Source organism: Pseudoxanthomonas sp. 68-E7, from assembly GCF_057773145.1.
The window spans coordinates 312,843-339,560 of record NZ_JBYMTI010000001.1 but is presented as its reverse complement, the minus strand read 5'-3'; the positions used below and the strand labels follow the sequence as shown (position 1 = coordinate 339,560).

The 26,718-nt window shown below is 68.0% G+C and carries 26 protein-coding genes and 1 pseudogene; 13 read left to right on the top strand and 14 right to left on the bottom strand.

Annotated elements, in window-relative coordinates; genetic code table 11:
* Positions 1 to 37 precede the first annotated feature (37 nt).
* From AC3DE2_RS01655 to AC3DE2_RS01635, 5 genes are all read right to left on the bottom strand, one after another.
* Positions 38 to 571 (bottom strand): cysteine hydrolase family protein, encoded by a 534-nt coding sequence (locus AC3DE2_RS01655; RefSeq protein ID WP_295376507.1) that lies wholly within the window; start codon positions 569 to 571, stop codon positions 38 to 40.
* A 100-nt stretch (positions 572 to 671) separates the two neighbouring features.
* The gene (locus AC3DE2_RS01650) at positions 672 to 1,094 is read right to left on the bottom strand and encodes a VOC family protein (protein ID WP_295376506.1); all 423 of its coding nucleotides are present in this window, start codon (positions 1,092 to 1,094) and stop codon (positions 672 to 674) included.
* A 42-nt stretch (positions 1,095 to 1,136) separates the two neighbouring features.
* A complete protein-coding gene (locus AC3DE2_RS01645) occupies positions 1,137 to 1,556 on the bottom strand; it encodes a DoxX family protein (RefSeq protein ID WP_295376505.1) in 420 nt (139 codons plus the stop codon).
* Positions 1,557 to 1,608: 52 nt separating this feature from the next.
* The gene (locus AC3DE2_RS01640; RefSeq protein WP_488424794.1) at positions 1,609 to 2,037 is read right to left on the bottom strand and encodes an HIT family protein; all 429 of its coding nucleotides are present in this window, start codon (positions 2,035 to 2,037) and stop codon (positions 1,609 to 1,611) included.
* A complete protein-coding gene (locus AC3DE2_RS01635; RefSeq protein ID WP_440471902.1) occupies positions 2,037 to 2,858 on the bottom strand; it encodes an SDR family oxidoreductase in 822 nt (273 codons plus the stop codon). Before AC3DE2_RS01635 ends, AC3DE2_RS01640 begins: the two co-directional genes overlap by 1 nt.
* A 189-nt stretch (positions 2,859 to 3,047) precedes the next feature.
* Between AC3DE2_RS01635 and AC3DE2_RS01630 the strand changes: the two genes are divergently transcribed.
* The gene (locus AC3DE2_RS01630; RefSeq protein ID WP_488424793.1) at positions 3,048 to 5,084 is read left to right on the top strand and encodes a bifunctional DedA family/phosphatase PAP2 family protein; all 2,037 of its coding nucleotides are present in this window, start codon (positions 3,048 to 3,050) and stop codon (positions 5,082 to 5,084) included.
* Positions 5,085 to 5,087: 3 nt separating this feature from the next.
* Here the strand turns inward: AC3DE2_RS01630 and AC3DE2_RS01625 are convergent, their stop codons facing one another.
* The 3 genes from AC3DE2_RS01625 to AC3DE2_RS01615 form a co-directional block, all read right to left on the bottom strand.
* A complete protein-coding gene (locus tag AC3DE2_RS01625; protein WP_488424791.1) occupies positions 5,088 to 5,660 on the bottom strand; it encodes an LON peptidase substrate-binding domain-containing protein in 573 nt (190 codons plus the stop codon).
* Between the two features lie 90 nt (positions 5,661 to 5,750).
* Positions 5,751 to 7,115 (bottom strand): UDP-N-acetylmuramate:L-alanyl-gamma-D-glutamyl-meso-diaminopimelate ligase, encoded by a 1,365-nt coding sequence (gene mpl, locus AC3DE2_RS01620; protein WP_488424790.1) that lies wholly within the window; start codon positions 7,113 to 7,115, stop codon positions 5,751 to 5,753.
* A gap of 197 nt (positions 7,116 to 7,312) precedes the next feature.
* The gene (locus AC3DE2_RS01615; RefSeq protein WP_295376499.1) at positions 7,313 to 7,891 is read right to left on the bottom strand and encodes an adenylate kinase; all 579 of its coding nucleotides are present in this window, start codon (positions 7,889 to 7,891) and stop codon (positions 7,313 to 7,315) included.
* 121 nt (positions 7,892 to 8,012) lie between these two features.
* Between AC3DE2_RS01615 and AC3DE2_RS01610 the strand changes: the two genes are divergently transcribed.
* Positions 8,013 to 9,269: a 6-phosphofructokinase gene (locus tag AC3DE2_RS01610; RefSeq protein WP_295376498.1), complete on the top strand. Its 1,257-nt coding sequence runs from the start codon at positions 8,013 to 8,015 to the stop codon at positions 9,267 to 9,269.
* A 152-nt stretch (positions 9,270 to 9,421) separates the two neighbouring features.
* Here AC3DE2_RS01610 and AC3DE2_RS01605 read toward each other — a convergent pair whose 3' ends face one another.
* Entirely contained in the window at positions 9,422 to 9,949 is a 528-nt protein-coding gene (locus tag AC3DE2_RS01605; RefSeq protein ID WP_488424788.1) for a hypothetical protein, read from the bottom strand.
* Between the two features lie 251 nt (positions 9,950 to 10,200).
* Here AC3DE2_RS01605 and AC3DE2_RS01600 point away from each other — a divergent pair.
* Positions 10,201 to 12,234 (top strand): annotated as a pseudogene (locus AC3DE2_RS01600) (sodium-translocating pyrophosphatase); the annotation flags it as partial.
* A gap of 39 nt (positions 12,235 to 12,273) precedes the next feature.
* Positions 12,274 to 12,636, top strand: coding sequence for an OmpA family protein (locus AC3DE2_RS01595; RefSeq protein WP_488425234.1), 363 nt, complete (start codon positions 12,274 to 12,276; stop codon positions 12,634 to 12,636).
* A gap of 152 nt (positions 12,637 to 12,788) precedes the next feature.
* Here the strand turns inward: AC3DE2_RS01595 and AC3DE2_RS01590 are convergent, their stop codons facing one another.
* Positions 12,789 to 13,364, bottom strand: coding sequence for a hypothetical protein (locus AC3DE2_RS01590; protein WP_488424787.1), 576 nt, complete (start codon positions 13,362 to 13,364; stop codon positions 12,789 to 12,791).
* A gap of 83 nt (positions 13,365 to 13,447) precedes the next feature.
* A complete protein-coding gene (locus AC3DE2_RS01585) occupies positions 13,448 to 14,500 on the bottom strand; it encodes a LysR family transcriptional regulator (RefSeq protein ID WP_488424785.1) in 1,053 nt (350 codons plus the stop codon).
* Between the two features lie 353 nt (positions 14,501 to 14,853).
* Here AC3DE2_RS01585 and AC3DE2_RS01580 point away from each other — a divergent pair, with 353 nt between their 5' ends.
* The 6 genes from AC3DE2_RS01580 (at position 14,854) to AC3DE2_RS01555 (ending at position 22,934) form a co-directional block, all read left to right on the top strand.
* Positions 14,854 to 15,333: a hypothetical protein gene (locus tag AC3DE2_RS01580; protein ID WP_295376490.1), complete on the top strand. Its 480-nt coding sequence runs from the start codon at positions 14,854 to 14,856 to the stop codon at positions 15,331 to 15,333.
* Positions 15,330 to 16,103 carry a Rossmann-fold NAD(P)-binding domain-containing protein gene (locus AC3DE2_RS01575; RefSeq protein WP_295376488.1) on the top strand — a complete coding sequence of 258 codons (774 nt, stop codon included), beginning with the start codon at positions 15,330 to 15,332 and terminating at the stop codon, positions 16,101 to 16,103. The genes AC3DE2_RS01580 and AC3DE2_RS01575 overlap by 4 nt, the downstream gene beginning before the upstream one ends.
* A 67-nt stretch (positions 16,104 to 16,170) precedes the next feature.
* Complete coding sequence (locus AC3DE2_RS01570; RefSeq protein ID WP_295376486.1) at positions 16,171 to 17,391, top strand: efflux RND transporter periplasmic adaptor subunit; 1,221 nt, start codon at positions 16,171 to 16,173, stop codon at positions 17,389 to 17,391.
* Between the two features lie 121 nt (positions 17,392 to 17,512).
* Positions 17,513 to 20,683 carry an efflux RND transporter permease subunit gene (locus AC3DE2_RS01565; RefSeq protein WP_488424782.1) on the top strand — a complete coding sequence of 1,057 codons (3,171 nt, stop codon included), beginning with the start codon at positions 17,513 to 17,515 and terminating at the stop codon, positions 20,681 to 20,683.
* Between the two features lie 50 nt (positions 20,684 to 20,733).
* A complete protein-coding gene (locus tag AC3DE2_RS01560; protein ID WP_295376482.1) occupies positions 20,734 to 21,468 on the top strand; it encodes an SDR family oxidoreductase in 735 nt (244 codons plus the stop codon).
* Entirely contained in the window at positions 21,462 to 22,934 is a 1,473-nt protein-coding gene (locus tag AC3DE2_RS01555) for an efflux transporter outer membrane subunit (protein WP_295376480.1), read from the top strand. The genes AC3DE2_RS01560 and AC3DE2_RS01555 overlap by 7 nt, the downstream gene beginning before the upstream one ends.
* A gap of 83 nt (positions 22,935 to 23,017) precedes the next feature.
* Here AC3DE2_RS01555 and AC3DE2_RS01550 read toward each other — a convergent pair whose 3' ends face one another.
* Entirely contained in the window at positions 23,018 to 23,257 is a 240-nt protein-coding gene (locus tag AC3DE2_RS01550) for an XAC0095 family protein (protein WP_488424781.1), read from the bottom strand.
* Positions 23,258 to 23,412: 155 nt separating this feature from the next.
* On the opposite strand from AC3DE2_RS01550, the gene AC3DE2_RS01545 reads away from it, so the two are divergent.
* Positions 23,413 to 23,760 carry a helix-turn-helix domain-containing protein gene (locus AC3DE2_RS01545; protein ID WP_488424779.1) on the top strand — a complete coding sequence of 116 codons (348 nt, stop codon included), beginning with the start codon at positions 23,413 to 23,415 and terminating at the stop codon, positions 23,758 to 23,760.
* Positions 23,761 to 23,921: 161 nt separating this feature from the next.
* On the opposite strand, the gene AC3DE2_RS01540 is transcribed toward AC3DE2_RS01545, so the two are convergent.
* The gene (locus AC3DE2_RS01540; protein WP_488424778.1) at positions 23,922 to 24,290 is read right to left on the bottom strand and encodes a BON domain-containing protein; all 369 of its coding nucleotides are present in this window, start codon (positions 24,288 to 24,290) and stop codon (positions 23,922 to 23,924) included.
* Positions 24,291 to 24,455: 165 nt separating this feature from the next.
* Here AC3DE2_RS01540 and AC3DE2_RS01535 point away from each other — a divergent pair, with 165 nt between their 5' ends.
* Positions 24,456 to 25,499 carry an oxidoreductase gene (locus AC3DE2_RS01535; protein WP_488424776.1) on the top strand — a complete coding sequence of 348 codons (1,044 nt, stop codon included), beginning with the start codon at positions 24,456 to 24,458 and terminating at the stop codon, positions 25,497 to 25,499.
* 26 nt (positions 25,500 to 25,525) lie between these two features.
* Here AC3DE2_RS01535 and soxR read toward each other — a convergent pair whose 3' ends face one another.
* Positions 25,526 to 26,008 (bottom strand): redox-sensitive transcriptional activator SoxR, encoded by a 483-nt coding sequence (soxR, locus tag AC3DE2_RS01530; protein ID WP_295376470.1) that lies wholly within the window; start codon positions 26,006 to 26,008, stop codon positions 25,526 to 25,528.
* Between the two features lie 75 nt (positions 26,009 to 26,083).
* Between soxR and AC3DE2_RS01525 the strand changes: the two genes are divergently transcribed.
* Positions 26,084 to 26,656, top strand: coding sequence for an NADPH-dependent FMN reductase (locus tag AC3DE2_RS01525; protein WP_295376468.1), 573 nt, complete (start codon positions 26,084 to 26,086; stop codon positions 26,654 to 26,656).
* Positions 26,657 to 26,718 lie beyond the last annotated feature (62 nt).

Below are 26,718 nucleotides of genomic sequence, written 5' to 3'. Positions count from 1 at the left end.
CCCGGGCGGCGCCAGCCGGCACCGGGTCCCGCCGGTTTCAGGCGAACAGGATCTGCCCCGCCGGCAAGGCCTGGATCCGGGTGCCGAAACTGGTGATGTCCGGCAGGGTGGCGTTGTGGTGGGTACGAATCTGCGCCGCGCTCGCATGCGGCTTGTCGTGGGTGGTGTGGGCATCGGCGGCCAGCGTCACCGCGTATCCGTGCGCGGCGGCGCTGCGGGTGGTGGTATCCACGCAGAACTCGGTGGCATAGCCGCACAGCACCAGTTCCTCCACCCCGAGGAACGCCAGCACTTCATCCAGGCCGGTGCGCAGGAACGAATCCGGCGTGCTCTTGCGGATGCGCCGATCGCCAGCCTCCACGTCCAGCCTCGGATCCAACTGCCAACCTGGCGACTCGGCTTCCATGCCGCCGGCGTGTTCGTGCTGGATATAGATCACCGGCACGCCCTTCGCGCGCGCCCGCGCGGCCAGATCGTTGATGCGGGAAACGACGTGCCCGGCATCCGCGGGCGGCGGCTCCGTCTCGAACAAACCACGTTGCACATCAATCACCAGCAGCGCCAGGCTCATCGGGGATCCGTCATGTCATCGCGGGATCACAGCTTCCCCGATCTCGATGGCGAATCCAAGTGCGCTCCCCGCGTCGCGGCGACCGCCATCGTTGTGGCGTTCACCATACGCCGACGTTCGCCATCGAAGTCCACGGCTCCTGCGGCGGCAGCGCAGCCCCCTTCTGCAACAGTTCGATGGAGATCAGATCCGGCGTGCGCACGAAGGCCATGCGGCCGTCGCGCGGCGGGCGGTTGATGGCGATGCCCAGCGACTGCAGGTGCGCGCAGGTGGCGTAGATGTCGTCGACCTCGAAGGCCAGATGGCCGAAGTTGCGGGCGCTGCCGTAGTCCTCGTCCGAACCCCAGTTGTAGGTGAGCTCGATTTCCGACTCCGGGTTGGCCGGCGCCCCGAAATAGACCAGGGTGAACTTGCCGGCCTCGTTGTCCATGCGCCGGGTTTCCTTCAGGCCCAGGCCCTCGGTGAAGAATTTGCTGGTCGCGTCCAGGTCGTGGACGCGGATCATCGCGTGCAGATATTTCATGTCGTTCTCTTGAATCGTTGAATCGGATCAGCGGGCAACATCTCAGTGGACGGCATCGGCAGACAGCCGGGAACGCCGGGGCCGGTAGGCCCAGGCCAGCCCGAGCAGGCAGGCCAGGATCAGCACGCTGTACTCCATGCCGTTGCGGCCCAGGCCCACCACGAACCAGCCTTCTTGCGCGTGCACCAGCCAGATGCCGCAGGCGTAGATGGCACCGAATACCAGTGCCAGCGGGGTGACCCAGCGGCCCCACGCCAGCAACAGGGTAGCGGACAGTTCGAACACGGTAATGAACCAGGCGATGCCCGCGCCGAACGGGAATCCCCGTGCGTCCAGGAACTGGCCGAACGGCACCACGCCGCCCGCGCCCAGGCGGGCCGCGCCGTGGATGAACAGCAATGCGGCCAGGACGCAGCGGATCAGGATCAGGCCTTGCCGGATGGAGGAAGCGTCAGCGGTCATCGGAATGCTCCGGTGGAAAGACATTCTGGAAAATCGGTCCGAAACTTCAACTTCAGGAGGCGATGTCGCAATGCGGGCGCAGGCGCGCGGCCAGCGCATCCAGCGTGGCGCGCGCGGCGGGCACGGGCAGGCCCTGCGGATACATCCGGAACAGGCCATCGCGATGCTGGCGCGGCTGCACGTGCAGATGCACGTGCGGCACTTCCTGGCCGCCGGCGTGGCCGTTGGACTGCCACAGGTTCAGGCCCGGCGGATCGAACTCCGCGCGCAGGGCCCGCGCGATCCGCACCGCCATCCGCATCAGCGCGGCGGCGGTGTCCGGCGCCAGTTCGTAGATCGTCTCCACATGCATGCGCGGCACCACCAGCACATGCCCCGGCACCGGCTGGCGCAGATCCAGGAACGCCACCACATCGGCATCCTCGGCCACCCGGCTGGCCGCCGCACGACCTTCGAGGATGGCGCAGAAGATGCAGTCCATCAGGGATCCAGGAACAGATCCGGCAGCAGCGGCTGCGACGGATCCACCGCATAGCCGGAGAAGTCCTCCACGCCGGCTTCGCGCAGGACCGCTTCGTCGATCAGGAAATTCCCGTGGAAACCCGCGGCGGGCCGGGTCAGCACCGCGTGCACCGCATCGGCGACGATGGCCGGGGTGCGGCAACGCGCGATCTCGACGCCGGGAATCATGTTCAACGCATCGGTGGCGATGATGGTGCGTGGCCACAGCGCATTGACCGCCACGCCCTGCGGACCGAACTCGCCGGCCAGGCCCAGGGTGACGAAGCTCATGCCCATCTTGGCCAGGGTGTAGCCGGTGTGCGGCGCCCACCAGCGCGGATCCAGCGAGGGCGGCGGCGCCAGGGTCAGGATGTGCGGATTGGCCGCCTGGCGCAGGTACGGCAGGCAGGCCTGCGCGCACAGGAAACTGCCGCGCGCGTTGACCTGGTTCATCAGGTCGAAGCGCTTCATCGGCGTGTCGAGCGCGCCGGCCAGCCAGATCGCGCTGGCGTTGTTGACCAGGATGTCGATGCCGCCGAATGCGTCCACGGTCGCCGCTACCGCCGCACGCACGTCGTCTTCCTCGCGGATGTCGCATTTCAGCGCCAGGCCCTGCCCGCCCGCCTCGGTGACCGCCTGGGCGGCGCTGTGGATGGTGCCGGGCAGTTTGGGATTGGGCACCGAGGACTTGGCCGCGATCGCCACGTTGGCGCCATCGCGCGCCGCCCGCAGGGCGATGGCCAGGCCGATGCCGCGCGACGCGCCGGTGATGAAGAGAGTCTTGCCCTGCAAGCTGGCCATGGAGGTCCTGCGTCCGACGCTGAAAGGAGATGCCTTTCAGGATACCCCGGCCGGACGGCGGGTCGGCGGCGGCGGGGACGGACCGTCGGATCCGGGGGCCGGAATCACGCCGCCAGCCACGTTTCACGTTGAAAGTCCACGCCCATCAGACGGGATGCCAGTCATGAACCGCCCCCTATAATCCAGCCGATGAATCCGTCCTGGTTCGACTCGCTGCTGGCCTGGATCAGCGCACATCCGGTGGCCGCGGGGGCGGTGATCTTCGCGATCGCCTTCTGCGACGCGGTGATCATCCTGGGCGCGATCGTGCCGGCGCTGCCGCTGCTGTTCGCGGTCGGCGTGCTGATCGGGCTGGGCGAGATCTCCGGGCCCTACGCCCTCATCTGCGCCGCCATCGGCGCATTGGCCGGCGACGGCACCAGCTTCTGGGTCGGCCATCGCTGGGGACCGCAACTGCGTCGGCACTGGCCGTTCAGCCGCTATCCGCAGCTGCTGGATCGGGGCGAACTGCTGTTCCGCCGCAACGCCATCAAGAGCATCCTGATCGCCCGCTACGTCGGCCCCATCCGTCCGTTCGTGCCGGCGGTGGCCGGCATGCTGCGGATGCCGATGAGACGCTATCTGCCGGCCAGCCTGCTGGCGGCGGTGTCGTGGGCCGCGCTGTTCCTGCTGCCGGGCTGGGTGTTCGGCCATGCCTACGACGCGGTGGCCGCGGTCGCCGGCCGGCTGGGCCTGGTGCTGGGCCTGCTGCTGGTGGTGCTGGCCTTGGCCTGGGCGCTGGTGCTGTACAGCTACCGCTGGTTCGCCGCCCACGCCGACGCCCTGCTGGCGCGCGCGCTGGCGTGGTCGCATGCACACCCGGTGCTGGGCCGCTACTCGGCCGCGGTGTTCGATCCCAAGCGCCGCGAATCGGTGCCACTGGCGCTGCTGGCGATCCTGCTGCTGGCGATCGTCTGGGTGTGGTTCGCCTTCCTGATCATCGTCATCGGCCACGGCGAACCGCTGGGCATCGATCTGGCGGTGCACGAACTGATGCAGGCGCTGCGCAATCCGCTCGCCGATCAGCCGCTGGCGGCGATCGCCTCGCTCGGCGACGAGCAGGTGCTGGCGCCGGCCTCGCTGCTGGTGCTGGTCTACCTGTGCTGGCGCCGGCGCTGGATGGCCGCCGCGCACTGGCTGGCCGCGCTGGCGTTCGGACTCGCCCTCACCGCGTGGCTGGGCGCCTCGGTCGACATTCCCAAGCCGCCGTCGGTCAGCAGCGGTTTCGGCTTCCCGTCCATCGCGGTGACGATGGCGACCATCACCTTCGGCTTCTTCGCCGTGCTGATCGCCCGCGAGCTGCCGGGCCGGCAGCGGGTCTGGCCCTATCTGGTCTCCGGCATCGTGGTGGCGCTGATCGGCTTCGCCCGCATCTACCTGGGCGCGCACTGGCTCAGCGACATCATCGGCGGCATGTTGTTCGGCATCGTCTGGCTGCTGGTGCTGGGCATCGCCTATCGCCGGCGCATGTTGCGCTCGTTCTGGATCACCCCGCTGGGCTGGCTGTTCTATGGCGCGTTCGTCGCCGCCGCGCTCTGGCACGCGCCACGCAACGTGGACCGCATGCTGGCGCAGTTCGAGACGCCGGTGATCGTGCAGTCGATGGGCATGGACGACTGGTGGCAACAGGGCTGGCAGCGCCTGCCCGCGCGCCGCAACGAATTCGACGACGAGCAGCGCTGGCCGCTGGACATCCAGGTGGCCGGGCCATTGGCGCCGCTGCAGGCGCGACTGGAAGCCGCCGGTTGGCGGGCGCAGCCGCAGGCCGGCTGGCAGGATGCACTCAACCTGCTGGACACCGACCTTTCACCGGCCGAACAACCGGTGCTGCCGGCAACCCTGGACACCCGCGCCGAAAGCCTGCTGATGGTGCGCGATGGGGCGCAGCCCGGCCTTCGCTTCGTGCTGCGCCTGTGGCCGGCCAATACCCTGCTGCAACCCGGCGACACGCCCCTGTGGATCGGCAGCGCGCAGGTGCTGAAGCACCAGCAGGCATTCCGCCTGGTGGGCGTATGGCGACCGCTGCGCGAGGCCGATGCCGCGCTGCACGCGGTCAGCGCGGCCACCGCGCCGATGCAGCACCGGATCGAACCGCATCCGCAATCGCAGCTGCCGGTCCTGCGCGTGCGCACCGATGGCGCGGCCGCGACGCCTTCGTCGCCGTCGCCGGCACCCGCCGGGCGCTGACGCTCAGGCAATCGCCGCGAGCAGCCGATCCAGGCGCGCGTGCGGGTTGTCCTCCTGCAGCAGCATCCCCCGCTGCTGCGCGCTGAGCGGCAGCAGTTCGGCCAGCCGCCATCCCACCCAGGCGGCATTGTCCATCTGCGCCGACGTGATCCGGTTCAAATCCGCCCCGGCCTGTTCGAGCAGGCTCTGCAGCAGCGTCGCCAGCAGGCCGTGTTGCGGCAACAGTTCGTCATCGGGATCGGGATCACACCACTGCACTTCCCCCACCACCAGACCGTTGTCGCGCACCCGCGTGCGCATCACCCGGAACCGGCGCGCGCCACGCACGCGCAATGCCAGCAAGCCGTCGGGGCCGGTATCGAAATCCTCGATCACCGCCTCGGTGCCATGGGCGGCCGGAACCGCCGGCTGACCGGCTTCCTCGCCTTCCAGGATCAGGCAGACCCCGAAACCGCGCCCGGCCCGCCCGCAGTCGCGCACCAGGTCCAGATAACGCCGCTCGAACACCCGCAGACCCAGTCCCGCACCGGGCAGCAACACGGCATGCAGGGGGAACAGCGGCAGGGTTTCGGTCATCGGTTCTCCATCAGCCACGGTCCACGGTGGCGTGCCGGAAGAATCCAGCCGTGGCTCGGTCATCAATGCAATGGCAGGCCGTGGTCCACCCTACGCGGTTTCGCGCAGTGCCGCCAGGAAGCGGCGCGGTGCGCCGTCGAAACCGCCGTTGGACATGAACACCACGTGGTCGCCCGGGCGCGCAATCGACTGCAGCGCGGCAATCAGGGCATCGACGTCCGCCACCGTGCGCGCATCGCCCCGGATCGCCGCGACCACCTTGCCGGCATCCCACGGCAATTCCGGACGATGCAGGAATACCACCGCATCGGCCAGCGCCAGCGAAGGCGCGAGCGCGCCGGCGTGCGCGCCCAGCCGCATCGAATTGCTGCGCGGCTCCATCGCCACCACGATGCGGGCGTCGCCCACCTTCGCCCGCAATCCTTCCAGGGTGGTGTGGATGGCGGTCGGGTGATGCGCGAAATCGTCGTACAGGGTGATGCCATCGGCCTCGCCGATGACTTCCAGGCGTCGCTTGACGCTGCGGAAGCGCGCCAGTGCCGGCATCACCGACGCCGGATCCACGCCGACCGCGTTCACCGCCGCCAGCGCGGCCAGCCCGTTGAGCGCGTTGTGGCGCCCCAGCAGGGGCCAATGGACTTCCCCGAGTTCACGCCCCTGGTGGCACACGGCGAAGGCGCTGCCGTCCTCGCGGATCAGGCGCGCGCTCCATTCCAGCGCCGGGTCGAAGCCGAACCGTTCCACCGGTGTCCAGCAGCCCATTGCCAGTACTTCCGCCAGGCGCTCGTCCTCGCCGTTGACGATCAGGCGGCCACGCCGCGGCACCGTGCGGACCAGATGGTGGAACTGGCGCTGGATGGCGGCCACGTCGGGAAAGATGTCGGCGTGGTCGTATTCCAGGTTGTTGAGGATCGCCACCAGCGGGCGGTAATGGACGAACTTGCTGCGCTTGTCGAAGAAGGCGGTGTCGTACTCGTCCGCCTCCACCACGAATTCGCGGCCCTGGCCGACCCGCGCCGATACACCGAAATCCTCGGCCACCCCGCCGATCAGGAAGCCCGGCGAACGCCCGGCCGCTTCCAGCAGATAGGTCAGGATGGTCGTGGTGGTGGTCTTGCCATGGGTGCCGGCCACCGCGAGCGTGTCGCGCCCGGGCAATACCCGCTCGGACAGCCACTGCGCGCCGGAGGTGTAGCGACGTCCCTCGTCAAGCACCGTCTCGACCGCGTCGTTGCCGCGCGAGAGCGCGTTGCCGATCACGATCTCGTCGCAATCCGGGGAAATGTTGCGCGGAAGATAGCCCTGCGCGAGCGCGATGCCGAGCTGCTCCAACTGCGTGGACATCGGCGGATAGATGGCCTGGTCGCTGCCTTCGACCTCATGCCCGAGCTCGCGCGCGAGCGCGGCCACGCCGCCCATGAAGGTACCGGCGATTCCCAGAATGTGGATCTTCAAGACGACGCTTCCGTGGTGAACGATGAGACTGTAGCCCAGCGCCCGGATTTCGGCACGGGGCGGACCCGGGCGGAAGTGATGCACCGGCACGCGGTGCGGGGATCAGGAATGGGCCGGAGTCCGGATGAAACCGGCGCCACGCCCCGCGCGGGCCGGTCGCCGCGCGGGCAGCGAACCGGACTCCGCGGAAGCCGGCCTCAGCCGACTTCCTTGGCCGGCGACAGCGCCTCGATCAGGCGGCTGAACACATCGTCCAGCGAGCCCACGCCGTCGACGACGGTCAACTGGCCGTGCTGGCGGTAGTAGTCGATCACCGGTGCGGTCTGGCTGGTGTACTTGTCCAGGCGATTGCGGACCACCTCCGGGGAATCGTCGTCGCGGCCCTCGGCCTTGGCCCGGCCGGCAATCCGCTCCACCAGCAGATCGGTGGGCACTTCCAGTTGCACCGCGAAATCCATCGGCTGGCGGATCTTGTCCAGCAGCACGCCCAGGGCATCGGCCTGTACCAGGTTGCGGGGATAGCCATCCAGGATGAAACCGTTGGCGGTGTCCGGACGGGCGAACCGGTCCTCCAGCATGCCCAGCAGGATCTCGTCGCTGACGAAATCGCCACGCGCCATGATCTCCTTGGCCTGCAGGCCGAGGGGGGAGCCCGCGGCCACTTCGGCGCGGAGCAGATCACCGGTGGAAATGTGCGGAACCTGCAGATATTCCTTCAGACGCGCTGCCTGAGTGCCCTTGCCCGACCCGGGGGGGCCCAGTAGAACCAATCGCATTGTGTAACTCCCGAACTAGAATCCTGCTGGCGGCGCCGGGCGGCGGGATCCACCGCGCCTCGCTGCACCGCGTCATCTGTGTGAAGCTTACCGCATCCAGGCAACCCGGAACGAATCCCCCATGACCCAGGGCACCCTACTTTATGCGCAGTCCGGCGGTGTCACCGCCGTCATCAACGCCACCGCGGCGGCCGTCATCGGCGAAGCCCGCGCCCGTAAAATCAAGGTCTTGGCGGCCCGCAACGGCATCCTGGGCGCCCTGCGCGAGGAGCTGATCGACACCAGCAAGGAGTCGGCGGCAGCCATCCGCGCCCTCGCCCAGACCCCCGGCGGCGCGTTCGGCTCGTGTCGGGTCAAGCTGAAGTCGCTGGAAGCCGATCGCGCGCGCTACGAGCGCCTGCTGGCAGTGTTCAAGGCCCATGACGTGCGCTGGTTCCTCTACAACGGCGGCAACGACTCGGCCGACACCGCGCTCAAGGTGTCCCAGTTGGCCAAGGCCTTCGACTACCCACTGACCTGTATCGGCGTGCCCAAGACGGTGGACAACGATCTGGCCGTGACCGACACCTGCCCCGGCTTCGGTTCGGCGGCCAAGTACACCGCGGTATCCGTGCGCGAGGCCGCGTTGGACGTCGCGGCGATGGCCGAGACCTCGACCAAGGTGTTCGTGTACGAGGCCATGGGCCGGCACGCCGGCTGGCTGGCCGCGGCGGCCGGACTGGCCGGGCAGTCGCCGGACGACGCGCCCCAGATCATCCTGTTCCCCGAGCGCGCCTACGACGAGGCCGCGTTCCTGGCGCAGGTGAAGAAGGTCGTCGCCAAGGTCGGCTGGTGCGTGGTGGTGGCCAGCGAAGGCATCCAGTACGCCGACGGCCGCTTCGTCGCCGACGCCGGCGGCGGCAAGGATTCGTTCGGGCACACCCAGCTCGGCGGCGTCGCGTCCTACCTGGCCGGCCGGGTCAAGGATCAACTGGGCTTCAAGGTCCACTGGACCCTGCCCGACTACCTGCAGCGCTCGGCCCGCCACATCGCCTCGAAGACCGACTGGGAGCAGGCGCAGGCGGTCGGCAAGGCCGCGGTGCAGTACGCGCTGAAGGGCCGCAACGCGGTGATGCCGGTGATCGTGCGCACTTCCGATGCGCCGTATCGCTGGAAGATCGAAGCCGCGCCGCTGGAAAAGGTCGCCAACCACGAAAAGAAGATGCCGAACGGCTTCCTGCGCAAGGACGGCTATGGCATCACCGCCGCCGCGCGCAAATACCTGGAGCCGCTAATCCGTGGCGAGGCCTATCCCGAATTCGGTCGCGACGGGTTGCCCAAGTACGTGGCGCTTAAGAACGTGGCGGTGAAGCAGAAGTTGCCCAAGTGGGAAGGGTGAGCCACGTCGGGCGGTAATCCTGATACCGCCCTGCTCCTGCCGCGCTTTGCAGCGTTCCACGCGTGAGCTGGCCTACATCCCGGGGCAAAATTAAAGCGACCTTGCCGATGGGCTAGGTCGCTTTTCTTGCGGCAAGGCGTTTCCAGCTGTCCTTACGGACACTTGCCCTCGACCTTCATTTCCGTGGCGAACAGCGGGATCTTCGCCTGCGCGATCTTGCCGGCGGCGATGTCCTGCCTGGCGTCTTCCAGGTAGATGCGGGCCTGGCCCTGGCCGTCCTTGTCCGGCGTGCTGACCGCGACCGGCTTGCGCCAGACCCGCACGACCGCCTGCTGTGAGGCGCAGGCGGCGCTGGGAATCCGGATCACGTCATTGAGCAGCCAGCCCGACGCCGCGTCCGGCTTGGCCTTGGCGGCATCCAGCAGGCGCGCGCGCGGCTGGCACTGGGCGCTGGTCCGGACCACGCTGAAGCGGTAGGGCTGCGCGGCATCACCGGTGAACATGCCTTCGAAGCGGGCACACGCTTCCGGAATCTGGCGGATGGTATGGACCGTACCCACCGCCTGGGCGGCGGCGGCGGCGGGCCGCTTGATCTCCGGCTGCGGATCGGCCGCAAACGCAGGCGTGGCGGTGGTCGTGGCCAGGAGGGCGGCCAGCACGAGGGGGGAAATCGGACGCATCGGGCAACCTCGGAAAAACGACCGGGCAAGGCTGGCACGGCCCGCCTGAACCCCGCCTCGCGGTTGGCGGGCGGGCCGGGCTCGGGTCATACTCGGGCTGCTCCAGGGATTGTCTGAACACGTCGGTATCCGCGCGGCCCCGCCGCAGTGGCTGTATCCCGTTCGACAGGCTCCATCGGGATCACCGCCCCACCCGGGTTTCGACCGGTCACGCATTCGCCGGACGTCATCCATCAACCTTGGGAGGGGTCATGCTGGAACAACACGGTTTGACGCTGTCGCTGGTCTGCGCCGCGGTGGCAATTCTTTACGGAATATTCTCGGCACGCTGGATTCTCTCGCGGCCTGCCGGCAATCCGCGCATGCAGGAAATCGCGGCGGCGGTGCAGGAAGGGGCAAGCGCCTACCTGCGCCGGCAGTACACCACCATCGCGATCGTCGGCGTCATCCTGTTCCTGATCATCGGCCTGGTGCCCGCGCTGGGCTGGCCCACCGCCATCGGTTTCGCCATCGGCGCGCTGCTGTCGGGCGTGGCCGGTTTCATCGGCATGTTCGTCTCGGTGCGCGCCAACGTGCGCACGGCCGAGGCCGCCACCCACGGCCTGAACCAAGCGCTGAAGATCAGCTTCACCGGCGGCGCGGTCACCGGCTTGCTGGTGGTCGGCCTGGGCCTGCTGGGCGTGGCCGGCTACTTCCTCGTGGTTTGGAGCGGCCAGCCCACCGAAGCGGCAATCAAGGCGGCGCTGCAGCCGATGGTCGGCCTGGCCTTCGGTGCGTCGCTGATTTCGATCTTCGCCCGCCTGGGCGGAGGCATCTTCACCAAGGGCGCCGACGTTGGCGCGGACCTGGTCGGCAAGGTCGAAGCCGGCATTCCCGAGGACGACCCGCGCAACCCGGCGGTGATCGCCGACAACGTGGGTGACAACGTCGGTGACTGCGCGGGGATGGCCGCCGACCTGTTCGAAACCTATGCGGTGACGGTGATCGCGGCGATGCTGATCGCCGGCATCTCCTTCGCCACCTACGGCTGGGCCGGCGTGGTCTATCCGCTGGTGCTGGGCGCGGTATCCATCGTCGCTTCGGTCATCGGCACCTTCTTCGTCAAGGCGCGCGAAGGCGGCAAGATCATGAACGCGCTGTATCGCGGCCTCGCCGTATCCGGCGTGCTGGCGGCCATCGCGTTCTTCTTCGTCACCAAGTCGATGTTCGCGGCCGAACTGCTGATGCCGCTGTTCGGCTGCGCGCTCATCGGCCTGGTCCTGACCGCGGCGATGGTGGTGATCACCGAGTACTACACCGCCACCGAATACGCTCCGGTGCAGCAGGTCGCGAAAGCCTCGGAGACCGGCCACGCCACCAACATCATCGCCGGCCTGGCGGTGTCGATGAAGTCGACCGCGCTGCCGGTGATCGCGGTCGCCATCGCCATCCTCGCCAGCTTCTGGATCGGCGGCCTGTACGGCGTGGCGGTGGCTGCCACCGCGATGCTGTCGATGGCGGGCATGGTGGTCGCGCTGGATGCCTACGGCCCGATCACCGACAACGCCGGCGGCATCGCCGAGATGAGTGAACTGGGTCCGGACATCCGCAGGATCACCGATGCCCTGGACGCGGTCGGCAACACCACCAAGGCGGTGACCAAGGGTTACGCGATCGGTTCGGCCGCACTGGCCGCGCTGGTGCTGTTCGCCGACTACGCGCACAAGCTGGGCGAGAAGTTCGGCGAAGGCGCGGTGAGCTTCGCCATCAACGATCCCAAGGTGGTGGTCGGCCTGCTGATCGGCGGTCTGATTCCGTACCTGTTCGGCGCCTTCGCGATGCAGGCGGTGGGCCGTTCGGCCGGCGCGGTGGTGGAGGAAGTGCGCCGGCAGTTCCGCGAGATCAAGGGGATCATGGAAGGCACCGGCAAGCCCGAGTACGACAAGGCGGTGGACCTGCTGACCAAGTCGGCGATCCGCGAAATGATCGTGCCCTCGCTGCTGCCGCTGATCATCCCGATCATCGTCGGCCTGCTGCTGGGACCGGCCGCGCTGGGCGGCCTGCTGATGGGCACGATCGTCACCGGCCTGTTCGTCGCCATCTCGATGTGCACCGGCGGCGGCGCCTGGGACAACGCCAAGAAGTACATCGAGGAAGGCCATCACGGCGGCAAGGGATCCGATGCGCACAAGGCGGCGGTCACCGGCGATACCGTCGGCGATCCCTACAAGGACACCGCCGGCCCGGCCATCAATCCGCTGATCAAGATCATCAACATCGTCGCCCTGCTGCTGGTGCCGCTGTTGCCGGTGGATGGCTGGTTCAAGGGAGGCGCGGGTGCGGCGATGGGCAGCGCGCATTCGGCGGAATCGATGCACGTCTCCGAGCTGACCAACGATCATCTGGCCAAGGTGTATTTCGACGTCGGCTCCGCGGTGGTGCCGGCCGACGCCAGCGCGCGCCTGGCCAGCGTGCTGGGCAGCCTGCATGCCAAGCCCGGAAGCAAGGCGCGGGTGTCCGGCTTCCATGATGCCACCGGCGATCTGGCGACCAACCAGGAGTTGGCCAAGCAGCGCGCCCAGGCCATCCAGCAGTGGCTGGTGGTGAACGGCGTCACCGCCGAACGCATCGCGCTGGACAAACCGGTGCAGACCGAGGGCAACGGCAACGCCGACGAGGCGCGGCGGGTGGAAGTGAAAGTGGAGTAGCGCGGCCGGGATGTACCGGCGCGACGAAACAGGGCGGCCATGGCCGCCCTGTCTTGTTCCGGATGCCGCCTTGCAGGAGCGACGTGAGTCGCGACCACATTCCAGGCAGGAGAATCGCAAAGGTCGCGACTCACGTCGCTCCTACGTCAGGACTACCGGGTCGGCTGCAAGGCCACCACCCGCACGTTGAACGAGTTGCAGGCCTTGTCCACGCAGATACCGTTGATCCAGGCCTCGCCGCTGCCGAACATCACGCCCTTGCCGTTGACGAACAAGTCCGAGTAGCGCTGCCGCACGATCACTTCCGCCATCTCCGGGGTGACGATGCGACCGTACTGGGCAATGAATTCGGGTGCGTCCTTGATGGTGGCCGGCTTGCCGCCGACGGTGGCCCTGAACGGGAAATCGATCATCGCCGCGACGGTGGCGGCATCCTTCTGCGCGACGGCCTGCTGGAACGCTAGGACCGCGGTTTCATAGCGGGTGGCATCGCCCAGCATCTGGCCGATGCGCCGGTTGACCTCGGTATGGTCGTCGGTTTCGCCGGCGGCGGTGGGCGTCGGCGCGGCCGCGCCGCCATGGGTCTGCGCGATCGGCTCCGGTGCGGCTTGCGCGGATGCATCCGCGGCCGGGGCGTCGGCAGCGGCGGGTTCCGCGGGTACCGGTTCCGCCGCGGGTTTGCAGGCGGCCAGCAGCAGTGCCGCGATCAGGGGAATCCACGTCTTCATCGTTCGCCTCCGGGCAAGGCGCGGGCGTCGCGCCACCGCCGGCATGTTAGCCGGTGGATGGCGACGACGCGGAAGGGCCGAACTCAGTTCACCACTTCGGCCAGCACACGGCGGCCGTCAGCGATTTCCGCCGCTTCCTCCGCCTCGGTCTCGCGGCGCACCGATTCGGCCAGCGCGCTCGCGCAGGCCTCGGCCTGCTGCTTCAGGTAGACCGGGCAGTGTTCCATCATGTAATCCATGTCGAACTTCAACCGTTCGACCAGGAAGTCGACGAACGCACGCACTTTCGGCGACATCATGCGGCCACGCGGGAACACCGCGTTGAACTCGAACTCCGGTCCGGTCCAGCCGGCCAGCACGCGCTGCACATAGCCCTGTTCCAGATACGGCCTGACCATCACGTCCGCCGCCACCATCAAGCCCTCGCCGCACAGCAGCGCGCCTTTCAGCGCGGCCGGATCGTTGGCGATCAGGATCGGATTGATCGCGAAGTCCTTGTCCTGGTTGCCATCGTTGAGGGTCCAGCAGAAGCTGCCGCCCCCCCGCCGGTGCTTGGGCATCGCCAGCGCGCGGTGATGCTGCAGATCATCCGGCCCCAGTGGTTCACCGTAGCGGGCCAGGTAGCTCTTGCTCGCGTAGACCTGGGTGCGCAGCACGCCCAGCCGGCGTGCGACCAGGTTGGAATCGGGCAGGTTGCCCAACCGCAGGGCGACATCGATCTCGCCGCCGATCAGATCCAGCGGCTCGTTGCTCAGCAGCATCTCCACCCGGATCTCCGGGTACTGCGCGTGGAATTCGCCGAGCAGCGGCGCAATCTTGTCGATGCCGATCGAATACGGCGTGGTGAAGCGCAGCCAGCCGCGAGGACCGCCCTGCAACTGATTGACCGCGCTCTCGGCCTCGCTCAATTCGCGCGCGATGCGCTGGCAATGTTCGTAATAGATGTTGCCCGCCTCGGTGAGGCCGAGCTTGCGGGTGGTCCGGTGCAGCAACTGCGCGCCCAGGCGCGTTTCCAGTTCCTGCACCTTGCGGCTGACCGTGGTTTTCGGCAGGCCGAGCGTCTTGGCGGCGGCGATGAAGCTGCCCTGCTCGACCACCTTGACGAAGATCAGCGTGTCGTTCAGATCGTGGCTCATGGGAACTCCGGGGGAGGTCGGTCCGGATTGGACCGCCAGCGGGATGATTATTCCCCTAAATCTGGACTAATCAAGTCCCCTTTGTCGGCATAAGGTAGGCGCCCTGCTCCTATCGCAGTGACCGACCTCATGCTTTTCTCCTCGCCAACCCGCCTCCCCCTGGCCATTCGTCGCCTGCCCGAAACTTCGTCCATGCGGTCGTTTGCGCTGGGTCGGCACGCGCCTGGCGTGGAAATCCGGCTACGTCCCCGCCGTCGGCAGGAAACGGTGGAGGCGGGTCACGGCGGGACGCCTGCGATGGCCACGTTCTGGCTGTCGTCCACGATTGTCCCGGGCATGGGAGAAAACATCCCATGAGCGGGACACTCGCCCACGCGCTCGCCGGACAGGCGCTTGCGCCCCTGCGGCTGAACCTGGCCGCGACCATCCCGTCCCGGGCCAGTGCGCAGGCCCCGCAGGATCGGGCAATCACGCCGCAGGATCCGGATATCGGTCTCCCGCCCCGTCGTTCCACACTTTCCCCCACGTCGGAATCCTCCCCCGCCGACGCGGAGAAGGCCGCCAACCCGGACCGTACCGCCGCCCCCTCCCTCCCCACGCGCGGCGGCGTGTCCGGTTGGTTGGCCGGCTGGTGGCGCCGCTGGTCCCGGGGACAGTCCGCCGACACGCAGACCGAAGCGTCGCGTTCGCGCCTGTCCCCGCGGCCACCGGTGTCGGGTTTCCGTGAGTTCACCGTGCCGCGCCGCATGCAGGCGGGCGCCGCGACCGTGGTGCGCGCTCGCGCATTCGGCCAGCGCGCCCTGCTGACCGGTCCGCGCAGGAGCCGGTCGTGAAAGCCGCCGCGCATCCGCAGGCGCTGGTGCTGGGCGCCGCCGGCACGGTCGGTGCCGGCGTGGTCGGCGCGCTGCTCGAAGTCGGAAGCCCGGTGCTGGCGATCGGGCGCGAAGGACCGCGCATGCGGGCGCTGGCCGAGCGTTTCAGCGACGAGCCGGGACTGGAGCTGATGCACAGCGGCTGCATCTTCAGCGATGACGATGCGGCGCGGCTGGCGCGGGACATCCGCGCGCGTGGCCGCCCGCTGCGCGCGGTGTTCGCCAGCCTGACCAGCCCGCTGGAAGCGGGACGCCTGCTGGACAAGTCCAGCGACGTGCTGCGCCACAAGCTGGAGATGGACGTGATTCCGCACCTGGCGGCGGCCCGGCATCTGTTGCCGCTGCTGGCCGAGTCTGGCGGCACCACGCACTACATCCTGGTCGGCGGTCCGTTCGCCGAACGCGGCTGGTCCGGCTACGGGCACGCCTCGGTCACCGGGGCGACCATGCGGATGATGGCGCAGGTGCTGCACGAGGAAGCGCACGCGATGGGCGTGCGGGTGCAGTTGCTGTCGGTGGACAAACCCATCTGCACGCCGGCCAACGCCGTAAATGCCTGCGCCGAATGGCCCAACGCACTGGCGGTCGGACGCAACGCGGTATCGCTGCTGAGCCGTCACGGCAAGCCGCTCCCGATCGTCTCCTACTCCAAGGAGCTGGCGGAAGCGCCGACCCGGACCCTGTTTTCCGATTTTCCCGCTTCCCGCTGGGGCGATGCCGCCCCCGCTTGACCTCAACTTAAGTTCAGGTCTTAGGCTTCACGCCCGTTGTCCCTTCCCCACCACCCACGAGACTTCCATGAACAAGTACATCGACATCGCTCCGCGTACGCGACGATTCCTTGCCCTGGGCGCGGCCAGCGCGCTGTCGCTGGCCATCCTGGCCGGCTGCAGCGGCGGCCAGGCCAGCGAAGCCGGCGCGCCGCCGCCGCCTTCGGTCAGCGTCGCCCCGGTGCTGATCAAGCCGGTCAGCCAATGGGACGAATTCAGTGGCCGCATCGAGGCGATCGAAAACGTCGAGCTGCGTCCGCGCGTGTCCGGTTACATCGATCGCGTCAGCTACACCGAAGGCCAGGAAGTGAAGAAGGGCGATGTCCTCTTCACCATCGACGCGCGCAGCTACCGCGCCGATCTGGCACGCGCGCAGGCCGAGCTGGCACGTGCCCGCACCCAGGCAGAACTCGGTCGCAGCGAAGCCGAGCGCGCGCGCAAGCTGTCCGAACTGCAGGCCATCTCCACCGAGGAATACGAGCAGCGTCGCGCCGCCGCCGCCCAGGCGCAGGCAAATGTCGCCGCCGCCCAGGCCGCGGTGGACTCGGCCCGCCTCAACCTGGAATGGACCCAGGTGCGCGCCCCGATCGACGGCCGCGCCGGCCGTGCGCTGGTGACCGCCGGCAACCTGGTCACCGCCGGCGACAGCGCCAGCGTGCTGACCACGCTGGTGTCGCTGGACAAGGTGCACGTGCACTTCGATGCCGACGAGCGCGCGTTCCTGCGCTACGCCGAGATGGCGCGCAAGGGCGAACGCCCGAGCGAGCGTGACGGCAAGGTACCGGTGCAGGTCGCGCTGGCCGACGATCAGGGCTTCCCGCATGCCGGCACCGTCGACTTCCTGGACAACCAGGTCGATCGCAGCACCGGCACCATCCGCGCCCGCGCGGTGCTGGACAACAAGGACCGCCTGTTCACGCCCGGCCTGTATGCGCGCGTGCGCCTGCTGGGCAGCGGCGAGTTCAAGGCCGCGCTGGTCGACGACAAGGCCGTGCTCACCGACCAGGATCGCCGCTACGTCTACGTGGTCGACAAGGAAGGCAAAGCCCAGCGCCGCGACGTGAAGCTGGGCCGGGTTGTCCAGGGCCTGCGGATCGTCGAACAGGGCCTGGTCGCCGGTGACCGCGTGATCATCAGTGGCGTGCAGAAGGTGTTCTTCCCGGGCATGCCGGTCAACGCCAAGGTGGTCGCGATGGATGCCAAGCCTGAAGACAAGGCGCCCGCGCCCGACGCCGTTGCGATGAAGTGATGGTCCACCCGTCCGCCGGATGCGGACGGGTGTTTCCCCCCTTGCGTGCTGCTCCTCCCTCCTCCCCTCCCCCGGGGGAGGGGCAAGTCTGTTGCTTTCAATTTCCCAAGGAAATCCACCCATGGACTTCTCAAGATTCTTCATCGACCGGCCGATCTTCGCCGCGGTGTTGTCGATCGTGATCTTCGCCGCCGGCCTGATCTCGATCCCGATGCTGCCGATCGGCGAGTACCCCGAAGTGGTGCCGCCCTCGGTGGTCGTGCGCACGGTCTATCCCGGCGCCAACCCCAAGGTCATCGCCGAAACCGTCGCCACCCCGCTGGAAGAAGCCATCAACGGCGTCGAGGACATGATGTACATCAAGTCCGTCGCCGGCTCCGACGGCGTGCTGCAGCTGACCGTGACCTTCAAGCCGGGCACCGACCCGGACGAGGCCGCGGTGCGCGTGCAGAACCGCGTCGCCCAGGCGCAGGCACGCCTGCCCGAGGATGTCCGCCGCCAGGGCGTGACCACCCAGAAGCAATCGCCGGTGTTCCTGATGGTCGTCCACCTCGTGTCCAAGGACGGCAAGTACGACTCGCTGTACCTGCGCAACTACATGCGCCTGCACGTGAAGGACGAAATGGCGCGCATCGCCGGCGTCGGCGACGCCCAGGCCTTCGGTGGCGGCGACTACGCCATGCGCATCTGGCTGGATCCGGACAAGGTCGCCTCGCGCGGCCTGACCGCCAGCGACGTGCTGCGTTCGGTGCGCGAGCAGAACGTGCAGGTCTCGGCCGGCCAGCTCGGTGCCGAGCCGATGCCCAACGGCAGCGACTTCCTGCTGCCGATCAATGCCAAGGGTCGCCTCGAAACTCCCGAGGAATTCGGCGACATCGTGCTCAAGAGCGGCAATGAAGGCGAAATCGTGCGCCTGTCGGACGTGGCCCGGATTGAACTGGCCGCGGGCGACTACACCCTGCGCGCGCGCCTGAACGGCATGAACGCCGCCGCGCTGGGCATCTTCCAGGCCCCGGGCGCCAACGCGCTCAACATCCGCGATTCGGTCGTCGAGAAGATGGCCGAGATCCGCAAGAAGCTGCCGCCGGGCGTGGAGATCACCTCGGTGTACGACACCACGGTGTTCGTGCGCGATTCGATCAAGTCGGTGATCACCACGCTGCTGGAAGCCACCCTGCTGGTGGTGCTGGTGGTGATCCTGTTCCTGCAGACCTGGCGCGCCTCGATCATCCCGCTGCTGGCGGTGCCGGTATCGGTGGTCGGCACCTTCGCCGTGCTCTACCTGCTGGGCTATTCGATCAACACGCTGACCCTGTTCGGCCTGGTGCTGGCCATCGGCATCGTGGTGGACGACGCCATCGTGGTGGTGGAAAACGTCGAACGCCATATCGAGGAAGGCGCAACGCCGCTGGAAGCGGCGCACCTGGCGATGAAGGAAGTGTCCGGCCCGATCATCGCGATCGCGCTGGTGCTGTGCGCGGTGTTCGTGCCGATGGCGTTCCTGACCGGCGTGACCGGCCAGTTCTACAAGCAGTTCGCGGTCACCATCGCCATCTCCACCGTGATCTCGGCGATCAACTCGCTGACCCTGTCGCCGGCGCTGGCCGCCAAGCTGCTGAAGCCGCACGGCGCACCCAAGGACGCCCCGGCGCGGATCATCGACCGCCTGTTCGGCTGGCTGTTCCGTCCGTTCAACCGGTTCTTCAAGCGCAGTTCCGAACGCTATGAAGGCGCGGTCTCGCGTGCGCTGGGCCGTCGCGGCGCGGTGTTCGCGGTGTACGTGGTGCTGCTGATCGGCGCGGGCGTGATGTTCAAGGCGGTGCCGGCGGGCTTCATTCCGCTGCAGGACAAGCTGTACATCATCGCCGGCGTGAAGATGCCGGAAGGCGCGTCCATCGAACGCACCGACGCGGTGCTGAAGAAAATGGCCAAGATGGCGATGGAAGTGGAAGGCGTGCAGGACGAAATCGCCTTCCCCGGCCTGAATCCGCTGCAGTTCACCAATACGCCCAACAGCGGCGTGGTGTTCTTCAACCTCAAGCCGTTCGGTGAGCGCAAGAACAGCGCCGAGCAGATCACCGCCGAGCTGAACCAGAAGTTCTCCTCCATCCAGGAAGGCTTCACCTTCGCGCTGATGCCGCCGCCCATCCAGGGCCTGGGCAACGGTTCGGGCTGGTCGCTGTTCATCGAGGACCGCACCCGCCTGGGTTACGGCGAGTTGCAGAACGCGGTGCAGGCGTTCCAGGGCGCGGCGTCGCAGACGCCGGGCATGGGCTTCCCGATCAGCAGCTACCAGGCCAACGTGCCGCAGCTGGACGCCGAGGTCGATCGCGTCAAGGCCAAGGCCCAGGGCGTGCCGCTGACCGAGCTGTTCGACACCCTGCAGACCTACCTGGGTTCGGCCTACGTCAACGACTTCAACATGTTCGGCCGCACCTGGCAGGTGGTCGCGCAGGCCGACGGCCCGTTCCGCGACAGCGTCGAGGACATCGCCAACCTGCGTACCCGCAATGCCAACGGCGAAATGGTCCCGGTCGGCAGCATGGTCAACATCAAGCAGACCTACGGTCCGGATCCGGTGATCCGCTTCAACGGCTATCCGGCCGCCGACCTGCTGGGTGAAGCCGACCCGCGCGTGCTCTCTTCCGGCGAAGCGATGGCCAAGGTCACCGAACTGGCCGAGAAGGTCCTGCCGACCGGCATGGGCATCGACTGGAGCGACCTGAGCTACCAGCAGGCCACCCAGGGCAAGGCCGCGCTGGTGGTGTTCCCGCTGGCGGTCATGCTGGCCTTCCTGGTGCTTGCCGCGCTGTACGAAAGCTGGACCCTGCCGCTGGCGGTGATCCTGATCGTGCCGATGACGCTGCTGTCCGCGCTGGCCGGCGTCTGGTTGACCGGTGGCGACAACAACGTGTTCGTGCAGGTCGGCCTGGTGGTGCTGATGGGCCTGGCGTGCAAGAACGCGATCCTGATCGTCGAGTTCGCCCGCGAACTGGAACTGCAGGGCAAGAGCATCGTGGAGTCGGCGCTGGAAGCCTGCCGCCTGCGCCTGCGCCCGATCATCATGACCTCGGTGGCGTTCATCGCCGGCACCGTGCCGCTGGTGCTGTCGACCGGCGCCGGTGCGGAAGTCCGCTCGGTCACCGGCATCACCGTGTTCGCCGGCATGCTGGGCGTGACCCTGTTCGGCCTGTTCCTGACCCCGGTGTTCTACGTGGCGCTGCGCAAGCTCGCGCATCGCCCGCTGGTCTCGCACGCCCCGGCGCACCCGGCCGGTGACGCCCACGCCTGATCCTTCCTTCCCCGGTTCGTTTCTCCCTCCCCCATTTACTGGAGAATCCCATGCAAGACACATCCCGCATCGCGCTGGTCACCGGCGCCACCCGCGGCATCGGCCTGCAGACCGTGCGCCAGCTGGCCGAGGCCGGCGTGCACACGCTGCTGGCCGGACGCGATCGCAACCGCGCGGTCGAGGCCGCGCTCAAGTTGCAGGCCGATGGCCTGCCGGTGGAAGCGATCGCGCTGGACGTCACCAGCGATGCCAGCATCGCCGAGGCGGTGAGCACCGTCGCTGCGCGCCACGGCCGTCTGGACATCCTGGTCAACAACGCCGGCATCCTGGTCGACGAGTCCGGCAAGAAGGTGTCCGAGCAGACCGCTTCGACCTGGCGCACGACCTTCGACACCAACGTGTTCGGCCTGATCGCGGTGACCCAGGCGTTCCTGCCGCTGCTGCACAAGTCCAACGCCGGCCGCATCGTCAACGTGTCCAGCATCCTGGGCTCGGTCGCGTTGAACGCGGATCCCGCCTCGCCCATCTACGACTTCAAGGTGCCCGCCTACAACGTGTCCAAGAGCGCGGTGAACGCCTGGACGGTGCAGCTGGCCTATGAACTGCGCGACAGCCGGATCAAGGTCAACACCATCCATCCCGGCTACGTGAAGACCGACATGAATGCCGGCGAAGGCGAGCTGGACATCGCCGATGGGGCGCGCACCAGCGTCGCCCTGGCACTGATCGACGACAACGGCCCGCAGGGCGGTTTCTTCCATCGCGAGGAGGTGCTGCCATGGTGATCCGTACCCTCGTCGTCGGCATCGCCTCGGCGCTGCTGGCCGCCTGCGCCACGGTCGGCCCCGACTATCGCGCTCCCGAACTGGCGCCGGCGACACTGCCCAGCGCCAGCGAAGCCGCGTTCAGCGACACCCGCCCGGTCGCCAACTGGTGGTCGCAGTTCGAGGACGCCACCCTTGATCAGCTGATCGCCGACGCCCTGGCCGCCAATCCCGATCTGTGGATCGCCGCGGCCCGGGTGCAGGAAGCACGCGCGGTGTTCAGCGAGCGCCGGCTGGATCTGGCCCCGCACGTGCAGTTGGGCGTCGAACAGACCCGCAGCAAGCAGCCGGTCGCCGATCAGGGCCGGGTGGAGACCGAGACCGACAGCGTCGGCTTCGACGCCGCCTGGGAACTGGATCTATTCGGTCGCCTGCGCCGGTCCGCCGAGGCCGCGCACGCGGATCTGCAGGCACAGCGCAACGACATGACCGCCATGCAGGTCAGCGTGGCGGCGGAGGTCGCGCGCAACTACTTCGAACTGCGCGGCGCGCAGAAGCGCCTGGACGTGGCCCGCAAGACCTTGGGCAACCTGGGCGAGACCCAGCGGCTGACCGAGTCGCGCTGGGAACTCGGCGCCGGCACCGAGCTGGAGGTGCAGAGCAGCCTGGCGCGAATGAAGGCGATCGAGGCGACCCTGCCGGTGCTGGAAACCGCCGAGGCGCAATCGCGCCATCGCATCGAAGTGCTGACCGGACGCCGGCCCGGCACGCTCGACGCGCTGCTGGCGCCACGGGAAACGCCGGCACTGGTGAAGGTGCTGCCGATCGGCGACACCGGCACGCTGCTGCGGCAACGTCCGGACGTGCGCGCCGCCGAACGCCGCCTGGCCTCGGCCACCGCGCGGGTCGGCGTCGCCACCGCGGACCTGTTTCCGCGGGTCAGCATCCGCGGCTTCGTCGGCTTCCTCGCCGGTGACTTCAGCGGCCTGATCAACGGTGACAACAAGGCCTGGTCGGTGACGCCGTCGATCAGCTGGGCCGCGTTCGATCTCGGCAGCGTGCGTGCGCGCCTGCGTGCGGTGCAGGCGCAGAACGATGGTGCCGTGGCCGAGTACGAGAAGGCGGTGCTGGGTGCGCTGGAAGACACCGAGAACGCGCTGCTGGGCTATGCCAAGCGGCAGACCCAGTTGCTGCGCGTGAACGAGCAGGCCACCGCCGCCCGCCGGGCCGCGGAACTGGCCGAGGCCCGTTACCGGGTCGGTGCGTCGGACTTCCTCACCCTGCTGGATGCGCAACGCACGCAGCTGGCGGCCGACGATGCGCTCGCGCAGGCCGAAGCCGGCGTCAACGTCGGCGTGGTCGCGGTGTACAAGTCGCTCGGCGGTTGGGGCGAACCCGATGTGGATCCGGCGCTGGCCACGGTCAAGCGCGAGATCGGCGAGCCTGCGCCGCGGGCCGGGAACGACACCACGCTCGTGCAGCGCTGAACGCACAGGGAAAAGCCATCGGCGGAGCCGGTGATGTCAGGGATGGCGTGGGGCCGGGTCGGGTGGACCCGGCCCCGCTTATTTCAATCGCGCCAGCGCGCGGCGGCAAGTGCGTCGCTCATCTCGCGTGCGAGCTGGCGGAAGCGGTGCGCCAGCGCCGAAGGCTGCAGGCACAGGGCGTCGATGGCGTCATCGCGCCGCTGCCCCGGCATCACCATCGCCGCCATCATTTCCAGTTGATCCCGCACCTGTTGCAACTGCAGCTGCGCTTCTTCCGGAAGGTGGTAACCGGGATCCGCTTCCGGTACTCCGCGTGCCTGCATCTTGGTTTCTCCTGTCAGCAATCCTTGCATCACGCGCGCAGGTAAAAGTGAAAAATAACACTGGAAAAACGCACGCTTCGTTCGTTAGAGAGCCTTGCATATGCACCCTCGATAGGCAAGCCTGTTTGCCTGCCACCGGGCACGACCGTTAGCGTATGCGCATGGTCAAGACAGGCCCCACTCTCGCCCAGCGACTCACGCACGCGCGTGCAGCGATCGGCATGTCACAGGAACAGGTCGCGCGGGCGGTGGGCATCACCCAACCGAGCTATTCCGCGCTCGAACGCGGCATCAGCAAAAGCACTTCCAAGATCGGTTCGCTCGCCCACGTGCTCGGCGTCGATGCGTACTGGCTGGAAACCGGCGATGGCCAGCATCGCCGCCAGGTTTCCGAACCGGGGGCGTCCTACCGGATTCCCGGCGAACAGCGCCGCCTACTGAACCTGCTCAACCGGCTGAGTGCGCGCAAGCGCCGGGCGCTGCTGGACTTCCTCCAGGAATGAGCGCCGATCGGCGGAGACGCCATCGCACCGTTTCCTGCGGTTCCGTTCTCATCAACGCATGGAAAAGAAGCGGGTGCATCCTGCGCTGGGATGCACCCGCTCCGTGCCACAAGCGATGCGCCGGCAATGGCCGGCAGATGTTCCGGGCGAGCGACGCGGCGTTACCTGGTGCCCACGCTCAGGCCGCTGCTGTCGACCTTGCCGACGCCCTTGACGCCACGCGCGACCGCCACGGCCTTGTCGATCTGGGCCTGGTTGTCGACGCGGCCGGACAGCTTTACTTCGCCATTGGTGGTCTCGACCTTGATGTCCAGGCCGGAGACGTCCTCGGCGGCCAGCAATTCGGTCTTGACCTTGGTGGTAATCCAGGTGTCATTGACGGGCTGGTTTGAGTCGCCCTGCTGCGCGCTTTGTTGTTCTTCCGGCTCGGTCTGCTGCTGGGCCGACGCGCCGAAGCTCGCCAGCGCGACGCCGGCGGTGAGGACCGCGGCGAACGGAAGACGGAAAAGGATCGTGTTCGAATGTTTCATGGTGCCTCCTGCCTTTGCGGGAACGCGGCGCCAGTCTTGCCACGCCGGCGTACAGCAGGCGTGAAGAGGATGATCATTTCCGCGCATGCGTGACGTGCCATTCAGTTGCGCCAGGCAGGCGTTAAGATGGTGAGCGCCGGTGCTTGTCCTTGCGGAAGACCATCCATGTCCAGTTCACTCAATGTCGCCCTGCTCGGTTATGGCTTTGTCGGCAAGGTGTTCCACGCGCCCTTGCTGAGCCGCACGCCGGGGCTGGTTCTGCACACGGTGGTCTCGCGCGACGCCGGCAAGGTGCATGCGGATCTGCCGCGGGTGCGCGTGGTGGCGGACGCGGGCGAAGCCTTCGCCGATCCCACCATCGATCTGGTGGTGGTCGCCACGCCCAACGAAACCCACGCGCCGCTGGCGATCGCCGCGCTCGCGCAGGGCAAGCACGTGGTGGTGGACAAGCCGTTCACCGTCACCCTGGACGAAGCCGAGCGGGTCATCGCCCAGGCCAGGGCCCGCCGGCGCCTGGTCAGCGTGTTCCAGAACCGGCGCTGGGATGCGGATTTCCTGACCGTGCGCCAGTTGCTGGGAGACGGCACGCTCGGCGACGTGGCGGAATTCCACTCCCATTTCGATCGCTATCGTCCGCAGGTTGCGCAGCGCTGGCGCGAGAGCGACGTGCCCGGCGCCGGGCTCTGGTACGACCTCGGACCACACCTGGTCGACCAGGCGTTGCAGTTGTTCGGCACGCCGCTGGCGGTGCAGGCGGACCTAGCCAGGCAGCGCACGGGCGCGCGCGCCACCGATTATTTCCACGTGCAGCTGCGCTACCCGCGTACCCGCGTGCACCTGCATGCCGGTTCACTGGTGGCCGGCAACGGCCTGCGTTTCGCGGTACATGGCGAGCGCGGCAGTTACCTGAAGCATGGCCTGGACGCGCAGGAAGACCGGCTGCGCGCCGGCGGCATGCCCGGCGATGCCGGCTGGGGTTCGGATCCCCGTCCGGGCGAGTTGATCCTGGCCGGCCAGGACGGCGCCTTGATCACCCAGGCGGTGGACAGCCTGTCCGGCGATTACCGGCACTACTACAGCGCCATGCGCGCGGCCATCGTCGATGGCGCGCCGCCGCCGGTCACCCCGGAGGAAGCCATTGCGGTGATGCGGCTGATCGAGCTGGGCAGCCGCAGCGCCGGGGAACACCGCGAAATTCCCTGCGCGTAGGGCGGGACCGTTCGCCTGGATTCGCCTCAGGGATCCAGCAGGCGGGGTCCCGGGCCTTCCTCGGACAGTTCGTCCAGCGGGTTGCGCAGCGGACAGACCTTCAGCGACAGGCAGCCGCAGCCGATGCAGCTGTCCATGTGATCGCGCAGGCGGGTCAGGCGTTCGATGCGGTCGTCCAGATCCGCCTGCCAGCGCGCGGACAGCTTGCGCCAGTCCGCGGCGGTGGGCGTGCGCCCTTCCGGCAGCGACGACAGCGCGTCACGGATCTCGGCCAGCGGAATCCCGGTCCGCTGCGCCACCTTGATGATCGCGACCCGGCGCAGCACTTCGCGCGGATAGCGGCGCTGGTTGCCGGCATTGCGCCAACTGTGGATGAGTCCCTTGCTCTCGTAGAAATGCAGGGTGGACACCGCCACGCCGGCCCGCGCCGCCACCTCGCCCACGGTCAGTTCCATGCAGACGTTCGCCTTTTTTTTCCTTGCCATCGCCGGGTTGGCTTGCGCGGACATGACACGCTCGCTTGACCTCAATATTGATTGAGGTTTTACCCTGGACGGCCTCTCCCTGCAAGTCCCTGTTCCGTCATGACCCCTCCCCTCGAACTGGCCCTGATCTATGGCAGCAACCGCGAAGGCCGCTTCTGCGACGTGGTCGCCAACTGGATCCGCGGCCAGATCGACCGCCGCCGCGACTACACCGTGGACGTGGTCGATCCGGCGCTGATGGATCTGCCGCACCGGCACGGGATGACCCCCTCGCCCGACCTGGTGAACCTGCAGCAGCGGATCTGGCGCGCCGATGCCTTCCTGCTGGTGGTGCCGGAGTACAATTACGGCTATCCCGCGGCGCTGAAGTTCCTGATCGATTCGGTCCAGGAACATTGGCAGGCCAAGCCGGTGGCGTTCGTCGCGTATGGCGGCGTCAGTGGCGGTTCGCGCGCGGTGGAGCAACTGCGCCAGGTGTTCTCCGGACTGCACGCCTGCACGGTGCGCAATTCGATATTGTTTCCGATGGCGTGGGATCGGTTCGGCGCCGACGGGCAGCCGCGCGACGCGGCGGCCTGCGCGCAGGCCGCCTCCACCATGCTCGACCAGTTGGCCTGGCTGGGCCATGCCCTGCGCCAGGCGCGCGCGGCCTGGCCCTATCCGGCGCGGTGACGGTCCGGCGATGCCGATGGCGTCGTGCCCGACACTCCCCCTGACGTGCCCCCTGCACATGG

Excerpts from the sequence above, each read along its gene's own strand:
- AC3DE2_RS01655 (WP_295376507.1), bottom strand. The coding sequence starts at position 571 with ATGAGCCTGGCGCTGCTGGTGATTGATGTGCAACGTGGTTTGTTCGAG.
- AC3DE2_RS01650 (WP_295376506.1), bottom strand. The coding sequence starts at position 1,094 with ATGAAATATCTGCACGCGATGATCCGCGTCCACGACCTGGACGCGACC.
- AC3DE2_RS01645 (WP_295376505.1), bottom strand. The coding sequence starts at position 1,556 with ATGACCGCTGACGCTTCCTCCATCCGGCAAGGCCTGATCCTGATCCGC.
- AC3DE2_RS01640 (WP_488424794.1), bottom strand. The coding sequence starts at position 2,037 with ATGGACTGCATCTTCTGCGCCATCCTCGAAGGTCGTGCGGCGGCCAGC.
- AC3DE2_RS01635 (WP_440471902.1), bottom strand. The coding sequence starts at position 2,858 with ATGGCCAGCTTGCAGGGCAAGACTCTCTTCATCACCGGCGCGTCGCGC.
- AC3DE2_RS01630 (WP_488424793.1), top strand. The coding sequence starts at position 3,048 with ATGAATCCGTCCTGGTTCGACTCGCTGCTGGCCTGGATCAGCGCACAT.
- AC3DE2_RS01625 (WP_488424791.1), bottom strand. The coding sequence starts at position 5,660 with ATGACCGAAACCCTGCCGCTGTTCCCCCTGCATGCCGTGTTGCTGCCC.
- AC3DE2_RS01615 (WP_295376499.1), bottom strand. The coding sequence starts at position 7,891 with ATGCGATTGGTTCTACTGGGCCCCCCCGGGTCGGGCAAGGGCACTCAG.
- AC3DE2_RS01610 (WP_295376498.1), top strand. The coding sequence starts at position 8,013 with ATGACCCAGGGCACCCTACTTTATGCGCAGTCCGGCGGTGTCACCGCC.
- AC3DE2_RS01605 (WP_488424788.1), bottom strand. The coding sequence starts at position 9,949 with ATGCGTCCGATTTCCCCCCTCGTGCTGGCCGCCCTCCTGGCCACGACC.
- AC3DE2_RS01595 (WP_488425234.1), top strand. The coding sequence starts at position 12,274 with ATGGGCAGCGCGCATTCGGCGGAATCGATGCACGTCTCCGAGCTGACC.
- AC3DE2_RS01590 (WP_488424787.1), bottom strand. The coding sequence starts at position 13,364 with ATGAAGACGTGGATTCCCCTGATCGCGGCACTGCTGCTGGCCGCCTGC.
- AC3DE2_RS01585 (WP_488424785.1), bottom strand. The coding sequence starts at position 14,500 with ATGAGCCACGATCTGAACGACACGCTGATCTTCGTCAAGGTGGTCGAG.
- AC3DE2_RS01580 (WP_295376490.1), top strand. The coding sequence starts at position 14,854 with ATGAGCGGGACACTCGCCCACGCGCTCGCCGGACAGGCGCTTGCGCCC.
- AC3DE2_RS01570 (WP_295376486.1), top strand. The coding sequence starts at position 16,171 with ATGAACAAGTACATCGACATCGCTCCGCGTACGCGACGATTCCTTGCC.
- AC3DE2_RS01565 (WP_488424782.1), top strand. The coding sequence starts at position 17,513 with ATGGACTTCTCAAGATTCTTCATCGACCGGCCGATCTTCGCCGCGGTG.
- AC3DE2_RS01560 (WP_295376482.1), top strand. The coding sequence starts at position 20,734 with ATGCAAGACACATCCCGCATCGCGCTGGTCACCGGCGCCACCCGCGGC.
- AC3DE2_RS01555 (WP_295376480.1), top strand. The coding sequence starts at position 21,462 with ATGGTGATCCGTACCCTCGTCGTCGGCATCGCCTCGGCGCTGCTGGCC.
- AC3DE2_RS01550 (WP_488424781.1), bottom strand. The coding sequence starts at position 23,257 with ATGCAGGCACGCGGAGTACCGGAAGCGGATCCCGGTTACCACCTTCCG.
- AC3DE2_RS01545 (WP_488424779.1), top strand. The coding sequence starts at position 23,413 with ATGCGCATGGTCAAGACAGGCCCCACTCTCGCCCAGCGACTCACGCAC.
- AC3DE2_RS01540 (WP_488424778.1), bottom strand. The coding sequence starts at position 24,290 with ATGAAACATTCGAACACGATCCTTTTCCGTCTTCCGTTCGCCGCGGTC.
- AC3DE2_RS01535 (WP_488424776.1), top strand. The coding sequence starts at position 24,456 with ATGTCCAGTTCACTCAATGTCGCCCTGCTCGGTTATGGCTTTGTCGGC.
- soxR (WP_295376470.1), bottom strand. The coding sequence starts at position 26,008 with ATGTCCGCGCAAGCCAACCCGGCGATGGCAAGGAAAAAAAAGGCGAAC.
- AC3DE2_RS01525 (WP_295376468.1), top strand. The coding sequence starts at position 26,084 with ATGACCCCTCCCCTCGAACTGGCCCTGATCTATGGCAGCAACCGCGAA.